Consider the following 18,981-nt stretch of genomic DNA (forward strand, 5'->3'; position numbering starts at 1 on the left):
CCCAAACCCGATTGGGGTCAGTCCCCTCTGTGAAATTATTAACATTCTTGTTTCTATTTGGATTATTGTATGCTATTTTTACATAGGTGATGAAAGTGATAATTATGAAGGAACTACTCTCAAACTTGGCGATTTTGTCTTCTTTGTTGATTCTTTATACACAGATGACTAGTGCATCGCCGCTAAGCCGGGGCTCCAGTTGGAGAAGGAAAATCACTATTGGTCTATTTGGTGGATTACTGAGTAACATTTTGATGCAGTACAGCATGAATATCGGCAACACGATTATCGATTTGCGTCATATCCCCATTATTATAATGGCTTACTATGGAGGCTATTTGCCCACGTTGTCGGCAGGTGTACTGATTATCTTTGGGCGTTTTCTCTTCGGATTCAATACATCCTCATTCGCGGCCATTCTTCTGGTGACGCTCATTTCTGCTGCTGCTTTGCTGATTTCCCGCAGGCAATTTTCAAAAAAGAAAAAGATATTTTGGATGGTCACTATTTCAAACCTTGTATTTACTGTCCTTGTCTTAAATCTGTTAAATGATAAGAAACTGCTGCTCTTTTTGGTGCCAATCTATTGGGGGATTTCTTATTTAGCGGGTTTCATTTCATTTTCCGTCGTTGAATATGCAAGAAGGAGCCAGGAATTGTTCAGTCGATACAAGGCAGAATCGGCAACCGACGGATTGACAGGGCTGAATAATTTCCGGAAGTTCGATGAGACCTTCAATCAGTTATTGTTCAACCAGGAAAGAATGAGTGAGAAGCTTTCACTCTTATATATCGACATTGACTACTTCAAAAAAATAAATGACAGGTATGGTCATGGGGAAGGGGATGTCGTGTTAAAAGAGCTGGGAAATATTCTGAAAAGCTCCACAAGATCGTTTGATATCGTCAGTCGGAATGGAGGAGAAGAGTTCACCGTGATTTTACGGGACTGCGGACTCAATCAGGCAATTGAATTAAGTGAACTGATCCGGAAAAATGTAGAGGAATTCACTTTCATATTAAACTCCGGCCATCAAATGAATATCACCGTATCTATCGGGATTGCCAGTTTTGACGACACGACAAGAAATGCCGCCGATTTGATCGATGATGCGGACAAAGCGCTTTATCAAGCAAAAAGAACCGGCCGCAATCGAGTCTGCGTATCTCAATAAGAGGGACAGTCCCCAATTGCTCCAGGGGACTGTCCCCATTCCGTCCAAAGGATAGTGTGATATTAGGATGCTCGGCGTCAATAGCGATATCAATATCAGAACTTTGCTTTTGCTGCATTCTTGCCCATGATCCAAATAAATATACTGTCACACCATGATGTGGCATCGTCTTTTCCAAAATACGCTAGTGTTCATTCAACGTTCGTTCGTGTGAGTTCATTTACATCACACCCTTACCCTTTTTCCTTTAGTATCCCCAGCTCTTAAGCAAAGATTGCTGGCTGCTCTTGAAAATAGTAAGATTCCTTATCATACAGATGTTGTTGAGTTAGCGGAAGCCAATGACTCTTTAAGGCAAAAGATCCTTCAAGAGGGGGTTATCTTATGGAAAGAATCCAACAGCGATTTCAAGCAGCAGCGAATGCTTTGAAGGCATTTAAAAAGCTGGTGATAATAGAAAATCCGGATGATATTGAGCGTGATGAGGCAATCGCTGCTCTCTCCATGGTAGATGATCGAAATCTTATAGTTCACACTTATAATGAAGAAGTTGCCATAAAAATCTATAAAAATTTAAACCACCACTATTTCCTACTCGATAGCTGGTTATCCAGAATGGCGGAGAAAACCGAATAGCCGGATTATTGCAAAACACGCTTGACCTAATCAAGCGTGTTTTCTGCATGTTTCCAAATCTATTCGCATTTATATGGCTGTCAGGTTTGCTTTTTTTGCCATTCACTTCGCAACATCCCCATTTTAATGGCATCATAATACTTACCGTCTACTATTCTTGCGTCTCTAATACGTGCTTCTTCTTTCATTCCGATTTTTTCTGCCACTTTGATCATACGAACATTTCCTGACCAGGTGGACATGCCGAGTCTGTGCAAATCGGTTTGTTGGAAGAGGAAGTCAATCCATCGCTTATAGGCTTCGCTTCCGTAGCCGCCGTTCCAGAAATTTTTATCGTATATGACAATCCCGGTTTCCAACCAATTCGTGTTTTTGTCAACCCAATAGGCACCTACGTATCCAATCAACTTATTTTCGACGTAAAGGATCAATGAGGCAGGAACGCCAGGGGCAATAGGTTCTTCCCGTCGCCAGCTTACTTCGTATTCTTGTTTACTGACTCTTTCTTCGGGAATGTACGGGCCATTCCATTTTTTCGCAGCCTGTTCCGGTTCTTCATACTTCCAGTAATAAAGTTCATCGATTGCTTGTTGATCGGGTTCTTTAAGGATGATTTTGTCCCCGACTATTTTTACCATAAGAAACACACCCTTCTGTATAAGAGCTTAGAGTAATTCGTTCAATTCACTCGTCATCCGTTCAACAAGCTCTGGCCGACCATGAAACTGGGCAGGGGTATTTTGAAAGAGTGCAATTTTCCAAGTATCCCCCTTTTTAATTGTGACCAGTGTGTGATGTGTGTTGAGATCCGGATTGATGGTTTGCTGACCAGGTGAAATCATACCGGCGATTGCTCTTAGTATCGCCGCGTTATCAGCAAGAAATTGGACAGATTTCACTTTGCAAACAAAAGGAGGTGTTGGATGGTCTCTGAAAATAGGGTTTAAGTGATCAAAGATTTCTTGCGAGCCTTTGGCAAGGCTTCCATCAAATCCGATTAATTCACCAAACTCATTAAATAACCCGGCCATCTCTGAAGCATTCCTCTCATTCCAGGAAGTGATCAGTTGATTATATATTGCTTCTATTACCGTTTGTTTTTCGTTGCCCATACTAATATCTCCAATCAATTCAGGTTCATTCTCCCATAAATAATCCCTCAAGTCATGTATTGTCGCATAGAGAGAGTGTAGAAGGGGGGACTGACCCCAAACAGGGCCGGGGTCAGTCCCTAAATCGGGTTCAAAGCTGGTTGGAACCAATGGAAATCCCGATAGGATGGGCTTTTCCGATTGTAGGGACAGTCCCCGATGCCTGCCAAGGTATGTCCCCATACGTGAATGGGGACTGACCCCTTATTCGACCCCTTATTCGACCCCTTATTCGACTTTATTTCCGCTCTATCTTGGGGAAGAAGAGGGTCAGGGCGAAGGTGATGAGTCCGATGGCAAATAGGCCGATATAGACGGCATGCAATGCTGTAGACAGGAAGTCCTGCAGCTGTTCCAGGGCGTTTTCGGGCAGGCGGCTGCGCATGGTTTCGTCCAGCAGCGCATTGGTAGAACTGCTATCGATGACGTCGGAGCCACCTCCGCCACTGTCCTGCATCAATTGATTCATCCGCAAGTTGAGCACGCCGCCGAGGACAGCGGCGCCGAGCGCGCTGCCGATGATACGCATGAACATATTCAAGGACGTGGCCACGCCGCGGGTTTTCCAGTCGACACTGCTTTGAATCGCTACAATAAAGGTTGTGCTGGACAATCCCATTCCGACGCCTACCACAAACGAACTTATCCCTGCATAGACAGGTCCTTTCCCAGGATCCAGGAATACAAACAGCAACCCGCCGATTCCCAGAGCGGTTCCTCCCAAAATCGCAGTCGGCCTGAAGCCGATTTTCAACACCAAATGGCCGGCAATGGTTGCCGAAATCGGCCAGCCAATCGACATGGTGCACAAAGTAAAGCCGGCGACAATGGCGGAATATCCCATCACTGCTTGTACATAGGTCGGCAGAAAACTGGACAACCCGATCATCATCATTCCGGATGTCAAAGTTGCCAGGTTGGCGATAGTGATCAATTTGTCATTCCAGATTCCCAGCGGCATCATAGGGGCTGTGGCTTTTTTCTCCTGCCATATAAACAAAACGGCCCCAATAATAAATACAGTTATCAATACCAGTACCTGAGGCGAAGTCCAAGCCCAGGCAGCCCCGCCTTGAACGAGCACGACGATCAAAGCAGAAATGGCAAGGAAAAACAAACTCGAGCCAATATAGTCGATCGATTTCTTTTCTTTGGTAACATCTTCATGGAAAAACAAAATGACACCGATCATCCCGATAATTCCCAGCGGGATATTCATCCAAAAAATCCAAGCCCAGTCTGAATAACGGACAATAAAACCGCCGAGCAGTGGTCCGACTACAGAAGAAATTCCCCAAACACTGGCCAAGTAGCCCTGGATTTTGGAGCGTTCTTCGACTGTGTACATATCGCCGACGATGGTGGTGACGATTGGCTGGACCGCTCCAGCTCCAAGTCCTTGTACAACCCGGAATACAACCAGCATCGTCATTGTCGTAGCCAGTCCGCATAATAGGGAACCGGCCAAAAAGATGATAACGCCTATTAGGAATATGGGTTTCCTGCCGAACAAGTCTGATAGTTTTCCATAGATAAGCGTAGTGACTGCCTGCATTAACAGAAAAGAAGAGAAAACCCAACTGTAAACTGAAAAACCGCCAAGATCTCCGACGATGTCGGGCATTGCCGTAGCAACAATGGTGCCTTCAATGGCTGCCATAAACATCGAAATCACCAATGCAGCCAGTACAAGCGGCCGTTTGGTTTTATTTGCGGTGGCGGTCTGTGTGAATTCCGACATAATCAAAGCCTTCCTTCGCATTTATTTCTACTATTTTAATGTAATCGGATACCAGCATAATTGCAAAAAAGTACACTGCAACAGCTTGTAGTATAACTGTTGATTGCAAAACGAAACCCACTCCATCAACGCGAGTGGGTTTCAGTTGTTAAAGGTGGCAAACTATCCGCTTGTCAGCTCACACCATTTTCCAAAAAGGTGATGTTCCCATGATCAGCATCCAACTCTGCCTGAATTCCGATGGGGAAGACGTGGGACGGAAAGGTATGCCCTACGTCCACATTTGTCAGGATAGGGATGTCCCTGTCACCGATCACTTCGAGCAACAATTCATCTAAGGTAAAAGGTGCGTTCAAGTCATCGAACTGTTCGTGTTTTCCAACAATCAAACCACTGATCTTATCAAATATCCCGGATACTTTCAGCATGCTGAACAGTCTTTCTTCGACTGCCATGTCTTTAAAAGAATCTTCGATAAAAAGGATGGAGCCGGTTAAGTCAGGGAAATATTCGGTATTCAGGAAGCCTGACATGGTATTTAAATTGCCGCCGATCAATTTTCCGGTGGTCTTGCCTTCCCGCAAACAATTCCATCCCTCATTTAAGTACATTTTTTTAGCCCGATTTTGTGTATGCCAATCGAGCATTTCGTCAGTCCATTTTTCCGGGATCTCAAGCGTATAAGGAGCATTTTTTTGTTTGGTGACCACATGTTGAAAAAATTCCAATCCTTTTGGCAGCATTTCAGGGAATTCTCCGAACGAAGGGATAATCGCAGGCCCGTAAAACGTCGCAAGTCCTGTTTTGGCATAAAGACTTAACAGCAATGCAGTTACATCGCTATATCCCATCACGATTTTCGGATTATTTTTCACCACTTCGTAATCGATATAAGGCAATAAAGAGTTCGAGTTGGTACCGCCTATCGTACTAATGATTGCTTTAATCTCTTCATCATAAAAGAATGCATTGATTTCTTCGGCTCTATCTTTTATACTTCCAGATCGATAAGCCTGCTGTCGGGTGGAACACTTTCCTTCTACTACCTGGTAACCAAGGTTTCGTAACTGTTCCAGTCCTCTTTGGTAACGTTGTTTGAATTTAACAGGTGCAGGGGCAGAGGGGGTAATGATGCCGATTTTGTCTCCCCCGCTTATCTTCCTTGGTTTGATCACGATGATGTCTCCTTTTGGTTGAAAATTTCATTTTGTAAATGATGATAGGTAACACGGAGAATGTTAGAACGATTTTAGTCAAGTTCAAAGAAAGAGAATCGCACTGACAAGTCAATGGCTATATGAGAGAAGGGTGGGTCAAATGGACGGACCATCCAACACCACTATAAAGAGCGTGGCAGAGATCGTCATAACAGCTGTGAAATTGAATGAGAAGCGCTACATTATTCTCTTTCTTTTTCCTGATTATTTCCCCGGAAATTGTCAAAGATTAGTTTATGCTCGGGGGCAGCCGGTAATTCTAGCAGAGAGCTTTTAAGAAACTTCGGAACCAGCGTCTTATTTTCCAGGTCATCCAGGGAAACCCATTGATAGATTAATCGTCCGCCTTCTTCTCCGTAAAATACATCTGTAGTCGCCTCGATTGCTTTGGCAGTGGAAGCAAGGTAATACATCCCGATTTCATGGTAATTCCGATCATTATATTCGAAAAAATTCTCTGTTATCCAGAGCAGACGATGTACGTCAATACTCCAGCCCAGCTCTTCCATTATTTCTCTTTTGACGGTCGTTTGCGAATCCTCTAGAATTGCCACTCTGCCGCCTGGAAGTGCCCAATGACTTTCGTGAACTTGCTTGTGCAGTAATACATGGTCGTTTTTCGTCAATACCGCGGCAGCTCTATAGTTGAATACTGCACCATCGACAGGAAAGGTAGCATCCATTTTATCCCCCGTTTCAGTCTTTCTTTTTTTGTTGATCAAGCATTTGCTCCAAGAATTCCTGTGATTTTCCTTTTGGGATACTGAGCGTTTCCCATTCTGAATCTTTCACTTGCTTGCCTATATAGACGAGTTGACCGACGTGCGAAGCATAGTGCACCAGTTGTCGCTCAATGGCATCGATAACCAAGTGGCCTTATCCACGGATATAGACCGTTTTCAATAAATCGGACTCCGTTAAGTCATTCAAAGCAGCAAATAATTTTTGCCATCCGTGCTCCCACACCTCCAACAGCTCAGCTTTCGATGAAATGGTATCTTCAAATTCTCCGTCACGATTTCGATCGAGTTTTTCTCCGTCGGAATTCATAAAATCCGTCCACCGTGAGACCATGTTGCCACTCAGATGTTTGACGATAATGGCGGCACTGTTGGATTCTGCGTTGTAGACCCAGTGAATGTCCCGCTCCGATAATTGCTTGATCGTTTTTTCTCCGAGACTTTTAACGCTCTTAAATCGTTGAATAACAATGTTCAAGTACTCATTTCCCAGATTCACAGGATTTCCTCCTTTTTCTTTTCCCTTTTAAATACCATTATCACCAATAGACGAGATAAAGATAGCCAATCACCCATAAATAATCCACTATCGCACCTTCCTGGAAAAGCCATAGGAGATATTCCCATGCACCTGGACCGCGACCACTTTGAACGTGATTCTCCAATACTTTTACTAAAATGCAGACGCCGATCACAATGAGGGATCTTTTGGTATTTTTGTTTAGTAAAAGACTGATCACTGCTGCAGGAAGCGTCAGCCAGGGTAAATATATCATTAAAACGATGCGAATAAGCAGTGCGAGAAATAAGAGTAACTTAATAGAGTGTCAAGGTCTATAAAAACAAAGGCTAGAAAAAGGGTGGCGGCTGCAAAAATGCCAAGCCAGAACAAGCATCCCCATTTGAATTTTTGTTTCACCCGATTGGTCTCAGTTATTAATAGATCCTCGTTAGCCATCAACCGTCATACTTCCTTTCGTTCTAAAAAATAGCAATCCTTAGAAAAAGCTGACGACCATGATCACAAACGATATAAGAAACGTCAAAATAACCAAACAAACGATAATAGGGGCGATAAATTTCAAATAGCCGGGTTCTTTTTTTCTAAACCCGCCAAAACTGAAAATCAGACTGAGAATCCCGGTGATAATTGCGGTGGAAAATAATACTTGGATCAGGACGACCAACATACCTTCGGGCTGTTCAGGGGCTATGGCATACGACGCAAAAATAGCTGTTGCACCAATGGCGGCCAGAATCGCAGACCATTTACTATAGGGTTTATTCATGTATAGAATCCTTTCGTGAATTTGCTTCTTTCTTCTTAAGAATCCCCGCTATTAAAACAAAAAGGCCAATCAGAAAAAACAATGGGAATAGATAGAACATGATCATTGCGGCCCAGCCACTTTTTACGAGTACTGCATACGTCAATCCCAATCCGAAAGCTAACGATGGGGAAATCACCAGCATGATCGTAAATCCCCAAATCTTGTATTTCATCTTTTTCGGTTTGCCTTCACTAAATTGATAAGCGATGGCAGCTGCCAGTAGGGCGATAAGATAACCTGTAAAAATTGCCATTCGAATGTTACCTCCTTTATTCACTTTCCATGGCTCCGTCGTCTCTTACGGAAGAAGAGAATAGCCAGCAGGATAACCAGGACAATCAGTACTAGATAAACAACACGGGCGTAGGCCTCCATCGAGTGTGCGATTTCTTGCCAAGAAGCTCCGATGGACGCCCCGACATATACCAGTAGGACATTCCAAATCAAAGTGCCTGCGGTTGTAAGCAGTAAAAATACTGTTACATTCATATTGGACATGCCAGCCGGTATGGAAATCAGACTCCTTACCAGCGGAACAAAGCGGCAGAAGAAAACGGTCCAAGGTCCGTATTTATCAAACCATGAATCTGCTTTATGCAAATCGGATGTTTTCAGACGGAGAAGGTGCCCCCACCGATTTACTATCTTTTCTAAACGGGAAACGTCTAGCTGGAGGCCGATTATGTAAAGAACGATCGCTCCAAGGACAGAGCCTGCTGTGGCGGAGAGGACGACACCTGTTTTGGTTAAGTCGGAAGTGGTCGTTAAAAATCCGCCAAAAGAAAGAATTACTTCTGAAGGAATAGGGGGAAAAATGTTTTCACATGCAATTAAAAACATAATTCCCATGTACCCAAATTTATCTACAATATCTATAAGCCAGCTCTCCATACGTATCTCCTTATCTATCAGAAAACGACAAGTATGATCACTCCTGTTTTCCCATCTTTATATTTTTTGCTTTATAGGAGGAGACAAATGTAATGGTTGCCCCTAGTATAATTTCTATGCAAGCAAAGTAAGAAAAACCCCATACAGGTCCTTGTCCGAATCCACAGATTGAACGATCTGCTAGCAAACAGTAAAATGATAAAACCGAACCATTGCATTGCTTTATAAGTATTTTCCTTCCGCACGATGGACTGTTCCCCTTTTGTAAATTGGAATTTCGAGCTATTGATCCGATTTTAACATAAAATTACAATTAATTTTCATGGAGAAAAGAAAATCCCCATAAAAAGAGACCAAATCACCTGGTGATTTGGTCTGATAGGATTGTTCGGTTCATTTATTTAGACTGTTGCGGTTTCTTTTTTCTGGTTTTTCTTGATTGGTGTATGGCTGCGCAGGTAAGGCATTGCCCATCTGTCCAAGCCATACTTGCCAGCATTGGCGCCTGCTACGATGACGAAGATAGCTAGCAAAATCATTTGGCCGTTGGTGCTTACGGTTCCGCTGAACAGGAATGCGAAGTTCATGACCATGCCCATCAAGGTCGCAAAGTTGGTCAACAATCCAAGAATCAAGGCGATACCGACTAATACTTCACCCCACATGACAAGGAAAGAGAAGAGATTAGCATTTGGCAGTGCGACATGTTCAAGGAATGTCGCCCACCATCCTTGGACAGCTGGATGTTCACCTGTTGCAGAAGCGATGGCCCCTTGCAGGAATCCACTGGCATCGAACCCGCCGCCTGTCAGTTTTTCGATCCCTGCGTGAATGAATTGGTATCCAAGGTAAATCCGGATGACAGCTAACAGACCAGCGACAATATTGTTTTTCCTCAATAGTTCTAACATAGTAGAACACTCCTTTTGTTTAATAAGATAAGGGCTGTAAACTTTGTTCAACATTTCACATTACTTTGTACAAGATCTTGTGTATTTCTTATTACACTTACATCTTATCATGATTTAGGAAGAAGAAAAGGTAATTGTGAATAATTTCACATTTTAGTCATAAAGTTATGGCGTAATTGTGAATATATTCACAATTGGTCATGAGAAGGAGGGAGAAGTCGTCTTTACTCCCTCTCTGAACCTTCATTCCTATTACTCTTATGATTAATATCAAACAAAGTAGGCTGGGCGGACGGATAAGAAGTACTATCTTTTAAATCGGGATCTTCGATATACACGAGCAGCTGTCCATCATTCAATCGATCAACATATAATTCTTTTTCTTCCGGCTGATGTTCAATTTGTCCAGTACCTTTTCTTCGCCAGCTTTGTCCGAAAAAAGGGAAGCGAATTTTTCGCTAGTGGCTGTTTCAACGGTTTTGTATTGAACATTTGTAAGCTCGTTCAACATGCCGGCGTCTTCTTTATGTTGGGAAACAATCCAAATATGTCGTTCTGGTATTCCTTTAGCTTTGATCTCTTTTATCCTTTCAAAAGCAGCATCTTCTGAAGGGAATGCCTCCAGTTTGTTATAATCCTTCATGTGATACACTCCCTTTTTTAATCGTACCAAACCCAGTGCGGGGACGTTTTGCTGATTTCCATAAACTCTATCGGATTGCCGTCCGGATCCGAAACCCAGCATTGAAGGTTGTCGTCCTTTCCTCGTTTTGGCTCGCTGTCCAATTTGATTCCTTTACCTTTTAATTGGTTGGCTATTTTTTCGATATCCGTCACTTCCAGACATAAATGATGGAAGCCGATGTGGCTACTGTCCGCTTCTGCTTTGTTTTTGCCGCCATAAAACAGTTCGATAAATTGGCCTGTCCCGACTTTGACATATTCAATCCATGGATTTCCGTTATCATCCTGGATGCTGAATGCATGTTTGAATCCGAGCAAATCGCAATAAAATTCGAGTGATCGTTTCATATTTTCTACCGTAAAAGCCAAATGCCCGATTCCTTTGATCACGCCGCCCGCCTCCTGTCGTAGGTTTGTTGGTAAGCGTTTTCCCTTTTTATGAAGAAAATAACAACACGCTTGGAAAAAAGTCGGAAGTATTCTTTGGGACTTCCAACTTGCATAATGATAGAATAAAAGAAATAGTGAAAAAGGGGTGGCGATGTGAAGAAAGTAAAACTGGGAACAAGTGATTTACATACAGGGGAAATTTCACTTGGCTGCATGCGGATGGACAAGCTGTCTAGTAATGAGGCTGCCAAGGTCATGGAAAATGCGGTGGAGCATGGAGTCGATTTGTTTGATCATGCCGATATCTACGGCGGCGGTAAATCGGAAGAGGTTTTTGCCAGTGCGTTAAAGGAGACATCCATCAATCGGGAGGACATCGTACTTCAGACGAAGTGCGGGATCAGGGACGGGTTTTTTGATTTTTCCAAGCAACATATCCTTGACTCGGTAGAGGGCAGTCTAAAACGATTGGATACAGATTATATCGATATTCTGCTGCTCCACCGGCCGGATACACTGATGGAGCCGGAAGAAGTGGCAGAGGCCTTTGCCAAACTGAAAGAAAGCGGTAAAGTACGCCATTTTGGAGTCAGCAACCAAAACCCGATGCAAATCGAGCTGTTGAAAAAATACCTGAAGGATGATTTGATCATCAACCAGCTGCAACTTAGTCTGATGTTTACGCCAATGATTGATGCCGGACTCAACGTCAACATGCAGCACGACCCGGCGGTTGTCAGGGATAGCAGTATTTTGGATTACAGCCGGTTACATGACATGACCATCCAGGCATGGTCGCCGTTCCAGTATGGCATGTTCGAGGGAGTGTTTGTCGGCAATGAAAAGTTCCCGGAACTGAACATGAAGATGCAGGAGCTGGCCGAGAAAAAAGGGGTAACGGACTCTGCTATCGCAATTGCCTGGATATTGCGTCATCCGTCCAAAATACAGCCGGTCGTCGGGACGATGAATGTAGAGCGTCTTGCCGGAATTGCCAGAGCTTCGGATGTCGAGCTGACCAGGGAAGAATGGTATGAGCTTTACCGGGCGGCAGGGAATAAACTGCCATAAAAACGAGCGTTAAATTCCGGTTATAATATCAACAGGTTTTTTTGGGAAAATTGATGAATTACATGGAAAATGTCGGGCCAAATCACATTAGATTTGGTCTTTTTTCTCCGTAGATCCCCATTATGAGGAGGTATTTCAGAGACTTGTTCAACTTCGTGGTGCTTTTATGGCAAGCGTCTTTAGTGGTTACCATTGTTACGTTCCTTTTTGGCATTTTAAAGAAATCGCTGGTTTCATTGTTGATTAGCTTCTTCTTCTCCATACCAATTGCCTGGTACTTTTTTGGAGCGGAAAACGGCTGGAGGCTAATAAGTTTCATACCTTTCTTTTTATTATTGTTCATAATTATATTTCGAAGAAGAAAGTGAGTAAACAAAAACGGGGACTTCTATAGAATTAGCTTGCTCTTGTAACAAGGGGACGATTGAAATAGGCATGTCCGCAAAACCCAATAAAAAACCCCCTTCTGGTAGACGGAGGCAAACACCATTCCACCTGAAGAGGGATTTCATCTTTATAAAGCCTCGCATCAACTCATTACATGAAAGACGAAGTTAAACAAAAACAAGCCGGCGATGACATATAGAGCCAGGGAGACCTCCTTCGCTTTTCCGATGGCGATTTTCAAAATCGGATAAAGGATGAAGCCTACAGCGATTCCATCCGCAATACTGTAGGTGAATGGAATCATGGCGATGATGAAAAAGGCCGGGAAGCTTTCGCTTAAGTCTTCCACGTTCAAGTGACGGATATTTTCCAGCATCAATCCTCCGATAATCATCAAAATCGGGGCGATTGCGCTGTCGGGAATGAGCTTGATGACCGGAATGAAAAACGCCGACAGTAAAAACAGCGTCCCGGTTGTTACGGTGGTCAAGCCGGTTCTTCCGCCTGCTGCCATGCCTGCAGCTGTTTCCACGGTTGCGACCGTGGGACTGGTGCCGAACAATCCGGACAATGCTGCGGAAACGGAATTCGCCTGAAAAGCACGGGCAAACTTTTCCGGACGGTTGATGAAGTTCACATGCCCATGGGTGAGTCCGATATTTTCGAACACAAGCACCATGGTAATCAAAAACACGGCAATCCAAAAGGTCAACGATAAGATGTTCTCAAAGGACATTGCTCCGAAAACTTCCATGTATCCCCCGAATGAGAAAGCTGTTTCTCCAGCTGCTTCCACGTGGATCAGGCCGAACATCCATGCAATCAATGTGCCGGCAACTACCGTAATAAGGAAGTTCCCCGGAACGTTTCGGATGAACAGGATGATAGCGATCAAAAAGGTCAGGATCGTGGCAAGCACCTGGGGGTCACCCAGTTCGCCGAGCATGATAATTGAATTCGTTCCTTTTTCGACCAATCCGCCTTTTTCCAGTCCGATCAGCATCAAAAACAGTCCGAGTCCGACTGTGATTGCCTCCTTCAACGACTGGGGAATCGCTTCACTCAACGTTTTCGCAAACCTGGTGAATGCAATGAACATGAACAACAAGCCGGAAATAAACACGACGGCCAAGGCTTCTTGCCAGGTGACGCCCATTGATTGAACGATGGTATAGGAAAACAAAGCGTTGATCCCCATACCAGGCACAAGCAAAATCGGCACGTTTGCATAAAAACCCATGATGAAACAGCCGGCGACAGAAGCGGCGATCGTTGCCAGAATGGCTGCTTCAAGTGGTATTCCCGCTTCCGATAAGATGAGGGAATTGACGGCAATGATATAGACAATCGCAAAAAAGCCGATCAATCCTGCCATTACTTCCCGTTTTACCGTTGTCTCATTCTGCTCAAGCTCAAAGAGTCGCTTAAACCAATTATGTTTCATGGCGGTCTATCCTATTAAATTAGCCCTCTCCCTACCCGCTCGTCCTGTTTGAAAACAGGGAGCCACAAGACAGCATTGTAACAGAATATCACCGTATTGCCAATGGCTCAGCCTGCCAGGAATAGGAAAACCTTGGAGTTGGCCGTTTATTTTCAACCGCTGGTAGGTAGATGAATGGCTTCCCATCTTCTCCTCACATGTTATCTTTGATCGCGTTATCATACGCTGGCACCAAAGGGTTTGGGCAAAAACTTTCAGGTCGGAAAAATATGTCCATTAAATTTCGGAAATGGTATTGTCAGCCACCGGAACAGTGGAGTATAATAAGCCTTCCGTGTAAATTGTAACTCTTAATTAAGGCTTTTTCGTATTTTTAATCGTTTTAGAAAAAGCCGTGATAATTGTTATATACGAGGGGACAATCTCGTTACCCCTCCATAAATTAATAATAGAGAGCATTTATTGCATAAACCTAACTGTCAATCCGGCTATGGCAATCTGTATGCAGGGGAGTTTGATACGATGACTTGGAAAATTTCCGGAAATTCGTTGGAGGAAAATAATTTGTTGTTGAATGAAAGTCTGTTTGCCCTTGGAAATGGTTATCTCGGAGTGAGAGGAAACTTCGAGGAAGGCTATACAGAAAACATTCGTTCCATTCGCGGCACTTATATAAATGCATTCCATGATGAAACGGAAATCAGCTATGGAGAAAAATTGCATGCTTTTCCAGATTCTCAGCAAAAGCTGGTCAATATCATCGATGCTCAGGATGTGAAAATAGAAATAGACGGCGAGCGGTTTTCTTTGTTTACCGGGAAGATACTCGGATACGCGCAGCATCTCCATTTTGATGAAGGTTTTTCCGAGCGGATCATTCATTGGGTTTCTCCAGAGGGAAAAGAAGTGAAACTCCATTTCCGGCGATTGATTTCTTTTGCCCTGAAAGAATTATTTTTGATGGATATCAAAGTAGAACCAGTCAGCGAAATCAAAGAGATCAAGATTATTTCTTCGGTAAATGGCGATGTCTCCAATTATACCGATAAAGATGATCCGCGGGTTGCTTCTGACCATGCAAAACGCACACTTGTCAAAGAAGCTGGCCAAAAAGGCGACTACAGCATTGTCCGCAGTCAAACAATGGTGACGAAGCTGGAGGTCGCATGTGTATCGAGGACGGTGGTAGAAGCAGCGGCAGGTTACCAGTATGATAAAGAAATAGGCGAAAATGCCGTTGAAGAAACGTATAGTTGTGACGGCAGCAGCCCTATCTGGTTCACCAAGTTCAACCTATATACCGATACACTACGGCACAAGGAGAATTTGGTAGAGACAGGAATCGACCTCCTTGCGAAAATAAAAGGGGCCGTTTTTGAAGATTTCGTCGTCGAGCAAAAGGCCTATCTGGATAACTTTTGGAGCAATTCTGACGTAATGATTGCAGGGGATGAACAACTGCAGGAAGGAATCCGTTTCAATTTGTTCCAGCTGCTGCAATCGGTCGGGAAGGATCCGGTCAGCAACATTGCGGCAAAAGGACTTTCCGGTGAAGGATATGAAGGGCACTACTTCTGGGATACGGAAATCTATATGTTCCCAGTCTTTTTGATGACTAATCCCGATTTGGCCAAAAACCTGCTCATCCAGCGCCACTCTACTTTGGACAGTGCCAGGAAGCGCGCTAAAGAAATGGGGCACGACAAGGGAGCTTTATTCCCTTGGAGGACAATCACCGGGAGCGAGTCATCCGCGTTTTTCCCGGCAGGCACGGCCCAGTATCATATCAGCGCAGACATTGCTTACAGTTACATTCAATACTTTTTGGCGACGACGGATGTCGATTTTTTGAAGGATTATATGGCGGAAGTCTTGTTTGAAACAGCGCGGCTGTGGATGGAGACCGGCCATATGTATGAAGGACAGTTCCGCATCGACAATGTTACCGGTCCGGACGAATATACGTGTATCGTCAATAACAATTACTATACCAATGTCATGGCCAAGCACAATTTAACTTGGGCAGTCAAGGTGTATAAGTTGTTGGAAGAAGTCGACGGTGCCTTGCTTGGTGAGTTGAAAACTGCTTTGTCACTCGGTGAACAAGAGGTTGGTGAATGGGCAATGGCAGGAGAAAACATGTATTTGCCGTACGACGAAAAGCTGGGCATCAATGCACAGGACGATACCTTTTTGCAAAAACGACGCTGGGATCTGCCGAGTACGCCGAAGGAGAAGTTTCCTTTATTGCTGAACTATCATCCATTGACCCTGTATCGTTATCAAGTATGCAAGCAGGCGGATACGGTTCTCGGTCATTTTCTCCTGGAGGATGAACAAAGCCTGGAGACCATTCGAAAGTCATACGATTACTATGAACAGGTGACCACCCATGATTCATCGTTGTCCTATTGCATTTTCAGCATCATGGCATCCAAGCTTGGATATCAGCAAAAGGCGTATGATTATTTCATGAAAACGGCGCGTCTAGATCTGGATAATATGCATGGCAATACGAAGGATGGACTGCATATGGCCAACATGGGCGGTACATGGATGGCGATCATATATGGTTTTGCCGGATTGCGGTTGAAAGAAACCGGATTGTCCTTTTCACCGGTCATTCCGGAAAAGTGGGACTCCGTGTCCTTCCATTTGCAATTCCAAAACAGGCAGCTCGCGGTCACCATGGAAAAGGACGGCATCTCTTATTGGCTGAAATCCGGAGAAGCGCTGACTTTCCGCCATTTTGATCAGGACGTTACACTGCAAAGCGGACAGTCGGTCAAAATCAGTACAGACAGCGGAGAACCGGATAGGAACTTGGCAGTCGTATAATCATCATATAGGTTGAGGATAAACAGGAATGCGATCTTCGTGTTCCTGTTTTTTAATTTTTTGGAAAATTATGTTATACTAAAAGAGTAAATACACTAGGAAAGCAATGGGGAGAGTTGTAAAAAGTGACTCAGAAAGTTGATCGGTGAATATGTTAGGTGAATTAAGGATTCCTTTATTCATCGGCAGTTTAGGAATAATGTCTAGTCTCTTTCAAATGCTCCCCGAATTCTTTTTCATGAATACTCCTATGGTACTCGTAGCATCCTTTTTCCGGGATGATGGCGCTTATTTTTGCTGGCTTTGAACACACAAAAATAAATGAGAAAAGGGTTCCTTTTGCAGTTGGATTGAGTATTGTGTTTATCGGGGTTATTCTCGATTGCCCTTTTTTACTAAAAAACGCGTTCCATTAATGAGTTTTCGAATGAAAGGTATGGTTAAAACTCTATAGATTCATGATAAAAGCAACTGGTCAGGAAAGTTGATTTGAAAGGTTTGTCTAAGTGCTCTATTTTTTTACAATAATCTTCCACAACTTTTTGGGCAGAATGGACGGATCTGGTGCTATCATACCGGTAATATATGATCTCTCCGTTAAATTGAAATTCTTTAATGATCGGTGCAATTCCTCCTTTACCAAAAGAAGAAAAGCGGATAAAATCGGGATTTTTACTCTTCACATTTTCTTTAAATTCAAATATTCTTTTTTTCTGCTGCTCGGTCATATTGCCAGGTGTGATGTCTCCATTTCTTTTGGCCTCGCTTAATGTATAATTAACGGGCAATTTATTCGTCTTTTTTTTGCCGAAGTTTTCTATCTGTTCCTTGAAGGCCTCCTCGTCTTGTGCAGAAATAACATCAACAGACAAGGAAGATAAGAGGATAGACACCCCCATTAAAAAAGAAAAAACAACGATGCTTCTTTTCATAAAAATATACCTCCTTTGGAAGTGAATCAGAGGTACTTTCTGCAATAATGAGATTTTTATTCCGTTCGGCCATTCCTTGGAAGTGAGCCCTGTTTACTACCATTTCATGTTGTACACAAAGATTGTTTGTTACGAAAAATTACCAGGGTGGTGGTTATATGAAAAACGTGTATCTTTTTGCCGTGCATGTTATCAACCTATTAATATTAGGCGCTATCGGTTTTCTCGGGATCGCCATGTTCGTGGATATTAGTGCACCGGATGGAACGCCAACCTTTAACCCGATTGATATAGGTCTTCTGATTTTCTACTTAATTATTTGGGTGGCTAGTTACAGTTACCAACTCAGACACAGAAAATGGGTGGTATTATTGGTTTCCAACTTGCTTTACATTGTCATGGTCATTGTTTTGTTGGTCACATTAATGCCGTTGCTTTATAGGGTTTTTTATTTTTAAACACGTCCCCGGTCCATTTGAATGGCATGCTGTCATCACCCGAGCAGCATCTCCTGCAGAAGGGGGGGATGATTGAATAACAACTTATGAAGCTTTAGTAAACAGAAAAAAGTAACCGCCCCGGCCAATGGTGAGCTAGTTACTTTTTTCTACCTATTTGGTCAACCGCTTTGCGGCTTGGAGTTACATCCTGGGTGGCTGCAGCCACTCAGGATCTTCTTTATTATTCTTTATCTGTGCAGTCAATTGTTCGCATAACGAGCGATGTATCGTCCTGGTTTTCCATGGTTTCTGTCAATACACTTCATACGTTTGTCCAGTTTGTTTTCCTTCGACGCTTTTTTTATAGGCAAGGCTCACCCGCGAAGAAGGAACCGCTTCGAATCCGGGGAAAAAGTCGCTGTATTTGTCCAGGGATTCTTGTAAAACATTTGGACTGACATTATTGATACGAATCCCTCTTGGCATTTCTATCGCTGCTGCTTTGACGAATGCTTTTACGCCTCCGTTTGCCATGGCTGCAGATACACCTTTGGGAATAGGGTCATCCATCATGACACCTGTTGTCAGGGTAAAGCTGCCACCGTCGTTCACATAATCGATTCCCAAAAGCACCAAATTCACTTGTCCTTTCAGTTTACTGCTGATTGTAACCTCATTTAGCTCTGGTGTTAGTTCCGTAACGGGAGCAAAGCTTGCCCCTCCTGAGGCGTTGATGACTGCATCGACTTTTCCGACTTTTTCATACATGTCCTTGATACTATCTGGTTCCTGAAGATCTACCTGAGCATCAGCGCCATTTCGACCAGCACGGATTATTTCATGGTTTTCTTCCAGTTCTTTAACGATTGCTGTTCCAATCGTCCCACTTGCCCCTACGATGAGTATTTTCACTTCTATCACTTCTTTCCGATTACAGAATCATTCCACTGCATTATAACATAGCAACGGTATGTTGATATTGACAGTTGTCACAGCATTATT

The 18,981-nt window shown here is 43.5% G+C and carries 19 protein-coding genes and 2 pseudogenes; 5 read left to right on the plus strand and 16 right to left on the minus strand.

Annotation, left to right across the window (positions count from 1 at the left end; translation table 11 throughout):
• Positions 1 to 104: 104 nt before the first annotated feature.
• A complete protein-coding gene (locus tag F6X55_RS09250) occupies positions 105 to 1,175 on the plus strand; it encodes a GGDEF domain-containing protein (RefSeq protein WP_237648647.1) in 1,071 nt (356 codons plus the stop codon).
• Positions 1,176 to 1,251: 76 nt separating this feature from the next.
• Here the strand turns inward: F6X55_RS09250 and F6X55_RS20410 are convergent.
• A pseudogene (locus tag F6X55_RS20410) lies at positions 1,252 to 1,341 on the minus strand (nucleotidyltransferase domain-containing protein); the annotation flags it as partial.
• Between the two features lie 218 nt (positions 1,342 to 1,559).
• Between F6X55_RS20410 and F6X55_RS09255 the strand changes: the two are divergent.
• Positions 1,560 to 1,811: a hypothetical protein gene (locus tag F6X55_RS09255; RefSeq protein WP_153462863.1), complete on the plus strand. Its 252-nt coding sequence runs from the start codon at positions 1,560 to 1,562 to the stop codon at positions 1,809 to 1,811.
• Between the two features lie 80 nt (positions 1,812 to 1,891).
• On the opposite strand, the gene F6X55_RS09260 is transcribed toward F6X55_RS09255, so the two are convergent.
• The 12 genes and pseudogenes from F6X55_RS09260 to F6X55_RS09315 form a co-directional block, all read right to left on the minus strand.
• Positions 1,892 to 2,449, minus strand: a complete 558-nt coding sequence (locus F6X55_RS09260; protein ID WP_153462865.1) for a GNAT family N-acetyltransferase — start codon at positions 2,447 to 2,449, stop codon at positions 1,892 to 1,894.
• 27 nt (positions 2,450 to 2,476) lie between these two features.
• A complete protein-coding gene (locus tag F6X55_RS09265; RefSeq protein WP_153462867.1) occupies positions 2,477 to 2,923 on the minus strand; it encodes an SgcJ/EcaC family oxidoreductase in 447 nt (148 codons plus the stop codon).
• A 277-nt stretch (positions 2,924 to 3,200) separates the two neighbouring features.
• Entirely contained in the window at positions 3,201 to 4,703 is a 1,503-nt protein-coding gene (locus F6X55_RS09270) for an MDR family MFS transporter (protein WP_026572008.1), read from the minus strand.
• 173 nt (positions 4,704 to 4,876) lie between these two features.
• Positions 4,877 to 5,878: a S66 family peptidase gene (locus F6X55_RS09275; RefSeq protein ID WP_037329364.1), complete on the minus strand. Its 1,002-nt coding sequence runs from the start codon at positions 5,876 to 5,878 to the stop codon at positions 4,877 to 4,879.
• A 224-nt stretch (positions 5,879 to 6,102) separates the two neighbouring features.
• Positions 6,103 to 6,603, minus strand: a complete 501-nt coding sequence (locus F6X55_RS09280) for an NUDIX hydrolase (protein ID WP_153462869.1) — start codon at positions 6,601 to 6,603, stop codon at positions 6,103 to 6,105.
• A 13-nt stretch (positions 6,604 to 6,616) separates the two neighbouring features.
• A pseudogene (locus tag F6X55_RS09285) lies at positions 6,617 to 7,159 on the minus strand (DUF1572 family protein).
• Positions 7,160 to 7,658: 499 nt separating this feature from the next.
• On the minus strand, positions 7,659 to 7,949 hold the full coding sequence (locus F6X55_RS09290) for a hypothetical protein (protein ID WP_153462871.1): 291 nt from the start codon (positions 7,947 to 7,949) through the stop codon (positions 7,659 to 7,661).
• Positions 7,942 to 8,244 carry a hypothetical protein gene (locus F6X55_RS09295; RefSeq protein WP_026572012.1) on the minus strand — a complete coding sequence of 101 codons (303 nt, stop codon included), beginning with the start codon at positions 8,242 to 8,244 and terminating at the stop codon, positions 7,942 to 7,944. Before F6X55_RS09295 ends, F6X55_RS09290 begins: the two co-directional genes overlap by 8 nt.
• A gap of 20 nt (positions 8,245 to 8,264) precedes the next feature.
• Entirely contained in the window at positions 8,265 to 8,882 is a 618-nt protein-coding gene (locus F6X55_RS09300; RefSeq protein WP_153462873.1) for a DedA family protein, read from the minus strand.
• Positions 8,883 to 9,283: 401 nt separating this feature from the next.
• Positions 9,284 to 9,793: a DoxX family protein gene (locus F6X55_RS09305; RefSeq protein WP_026572015.1), complete on the minus strand. Its 510-nt coding sequence runs from the start codon at positions 9,791 to 9,793 to the stop codon at positions 9,284 to 9,286.
• 355 nt (positions 9,794 to 10,148) lie between these two features.
• A complete protein-coding gene (locus F6X55_RS09310) occupies positions 10,149 to 10,436 on the minus strand; it encodes a general stress protein (protein WP_161993068.1) in 288 nt (95 codons plus the stop codon).
• A gap of 17 nt (positions 10,437 to 10,453) precedes the next feature.
• Positions 10,454 to 10,867, minus strand: a complete 414-nt coding sequence (locus F6X55_RS09315) for a VOC family protein (protein WP_153462877.1) — start codon at positions 10,865 to 10,867, stop codon at positions 10,454 to 10,456.
• A 153-nt stretch (positions 10,868 to 11,020) separates the two neighbouring features.
• Here F6X55_RS09315 and F6X55_RS09320 point away from each other — a divergent pair, with 153 nt between their 5' ends.
• Complete coding sequence (locus F6X55_RS09320) at positions 11,021 to 11,938, plus strand: aldo/keto reductase (protein WP_153462879.1); 918 nt, start codon at positions 11,021 to 11,023, stop codon at positions 11,936 to 11,938.
• Between the two features lie 529 nt (positions 11,939 to 12,467).
• On the opposite strand, the gene F6X55_RS09325 is transcribed toward F6X55_RS09320, so the two are convergent.
• Complete coding sequence (locus F6X55_RS09325; RefSeq protein ID WP_153462881.1) at positions 12,468 to 13,769, minus strand: NCS2 family permease; 1,302 nt, start codon at positions 13,767 to 13,769, stop codon at positions 12,468 to 12,470.
• A gap of 522 nt (positions 13,770 to 14,291) precedes the next feature.
• On the opposite strand from F6X55_RS09325, the gene F6X55_RS09330 reads away from it, so the two are divergent.
• Positions 14,292 to 16,607 carry a glycoside hydrolase family 65 protein gene (locus tag F6X55_RS09330; protein WP_153462883.1) on the plus strand — a complete coding sequence of 772 codons (2,316 nt, stop codon included), beginning with the start codon at positions 14,292 to 14,294 and terminating at the stop codon, positions 16,605 to 16,607.
• A 440-nt stretch (positions 16,608 to 17,047) separates the two neighbouring features.
• Here the strand turns inward: F6X55_RS09330 and F6X55_RS09335 are convergent, their stop codons facing one another.
• A complete protein-coding gene (locus tag F6X55_RS09335) occupies positions 17,048 to 17,539 on the minus strand; it encodes a hypothetical protein (RefSeq protein ID WP_153462885.1) in 492 nt (163 codons plus the stop codon).
• A gap of 158 nt (positions 17,540 to 17,697) precedes the next feature.
• On the opposite strand from F6X55_RS09335, the gene F6X55_RS09340 reads away from it, so the two are divergent.
• Positions 17,698 to 17,997, plus strand: a complete 300-nt coding sequence (locus tag F6X55_RS09340; protein ID WP_026572023.1) for a hypothetical protein — start codon at positions 17,698 to 17,700, stop codon at positions 17,995 to 17,997.
• 294 nt (positions 17,998 to 18,291) lie between these two features.
• On the opposite strand, the gene F6X55_RS09345 is transcribed toward F6X55_RS09340, so the two are convergent.
• On the minus strand, positions 18,292 to 18,891 hold the full coding sequence (locus F6X55_RS09345; RefSeq protein ID WP_153462887.1) for a short chain dehydrogenase: 600 nt from the start codon (positions 18,889 to 18,891) through the stop codon (positions 18,292 to 18,294).
• Positions 18,892 to 18,981 lie beyond the last annotated feature (90 nt).

Source organism: Sediminibacillus terrae (assembly GCF_009602435.1).
GTDB lineage: Bacteria > Bacillota > Bacilli > Bacillales > Amphibacillaceae > Sediminibacillus > Sediminibacillus terrae.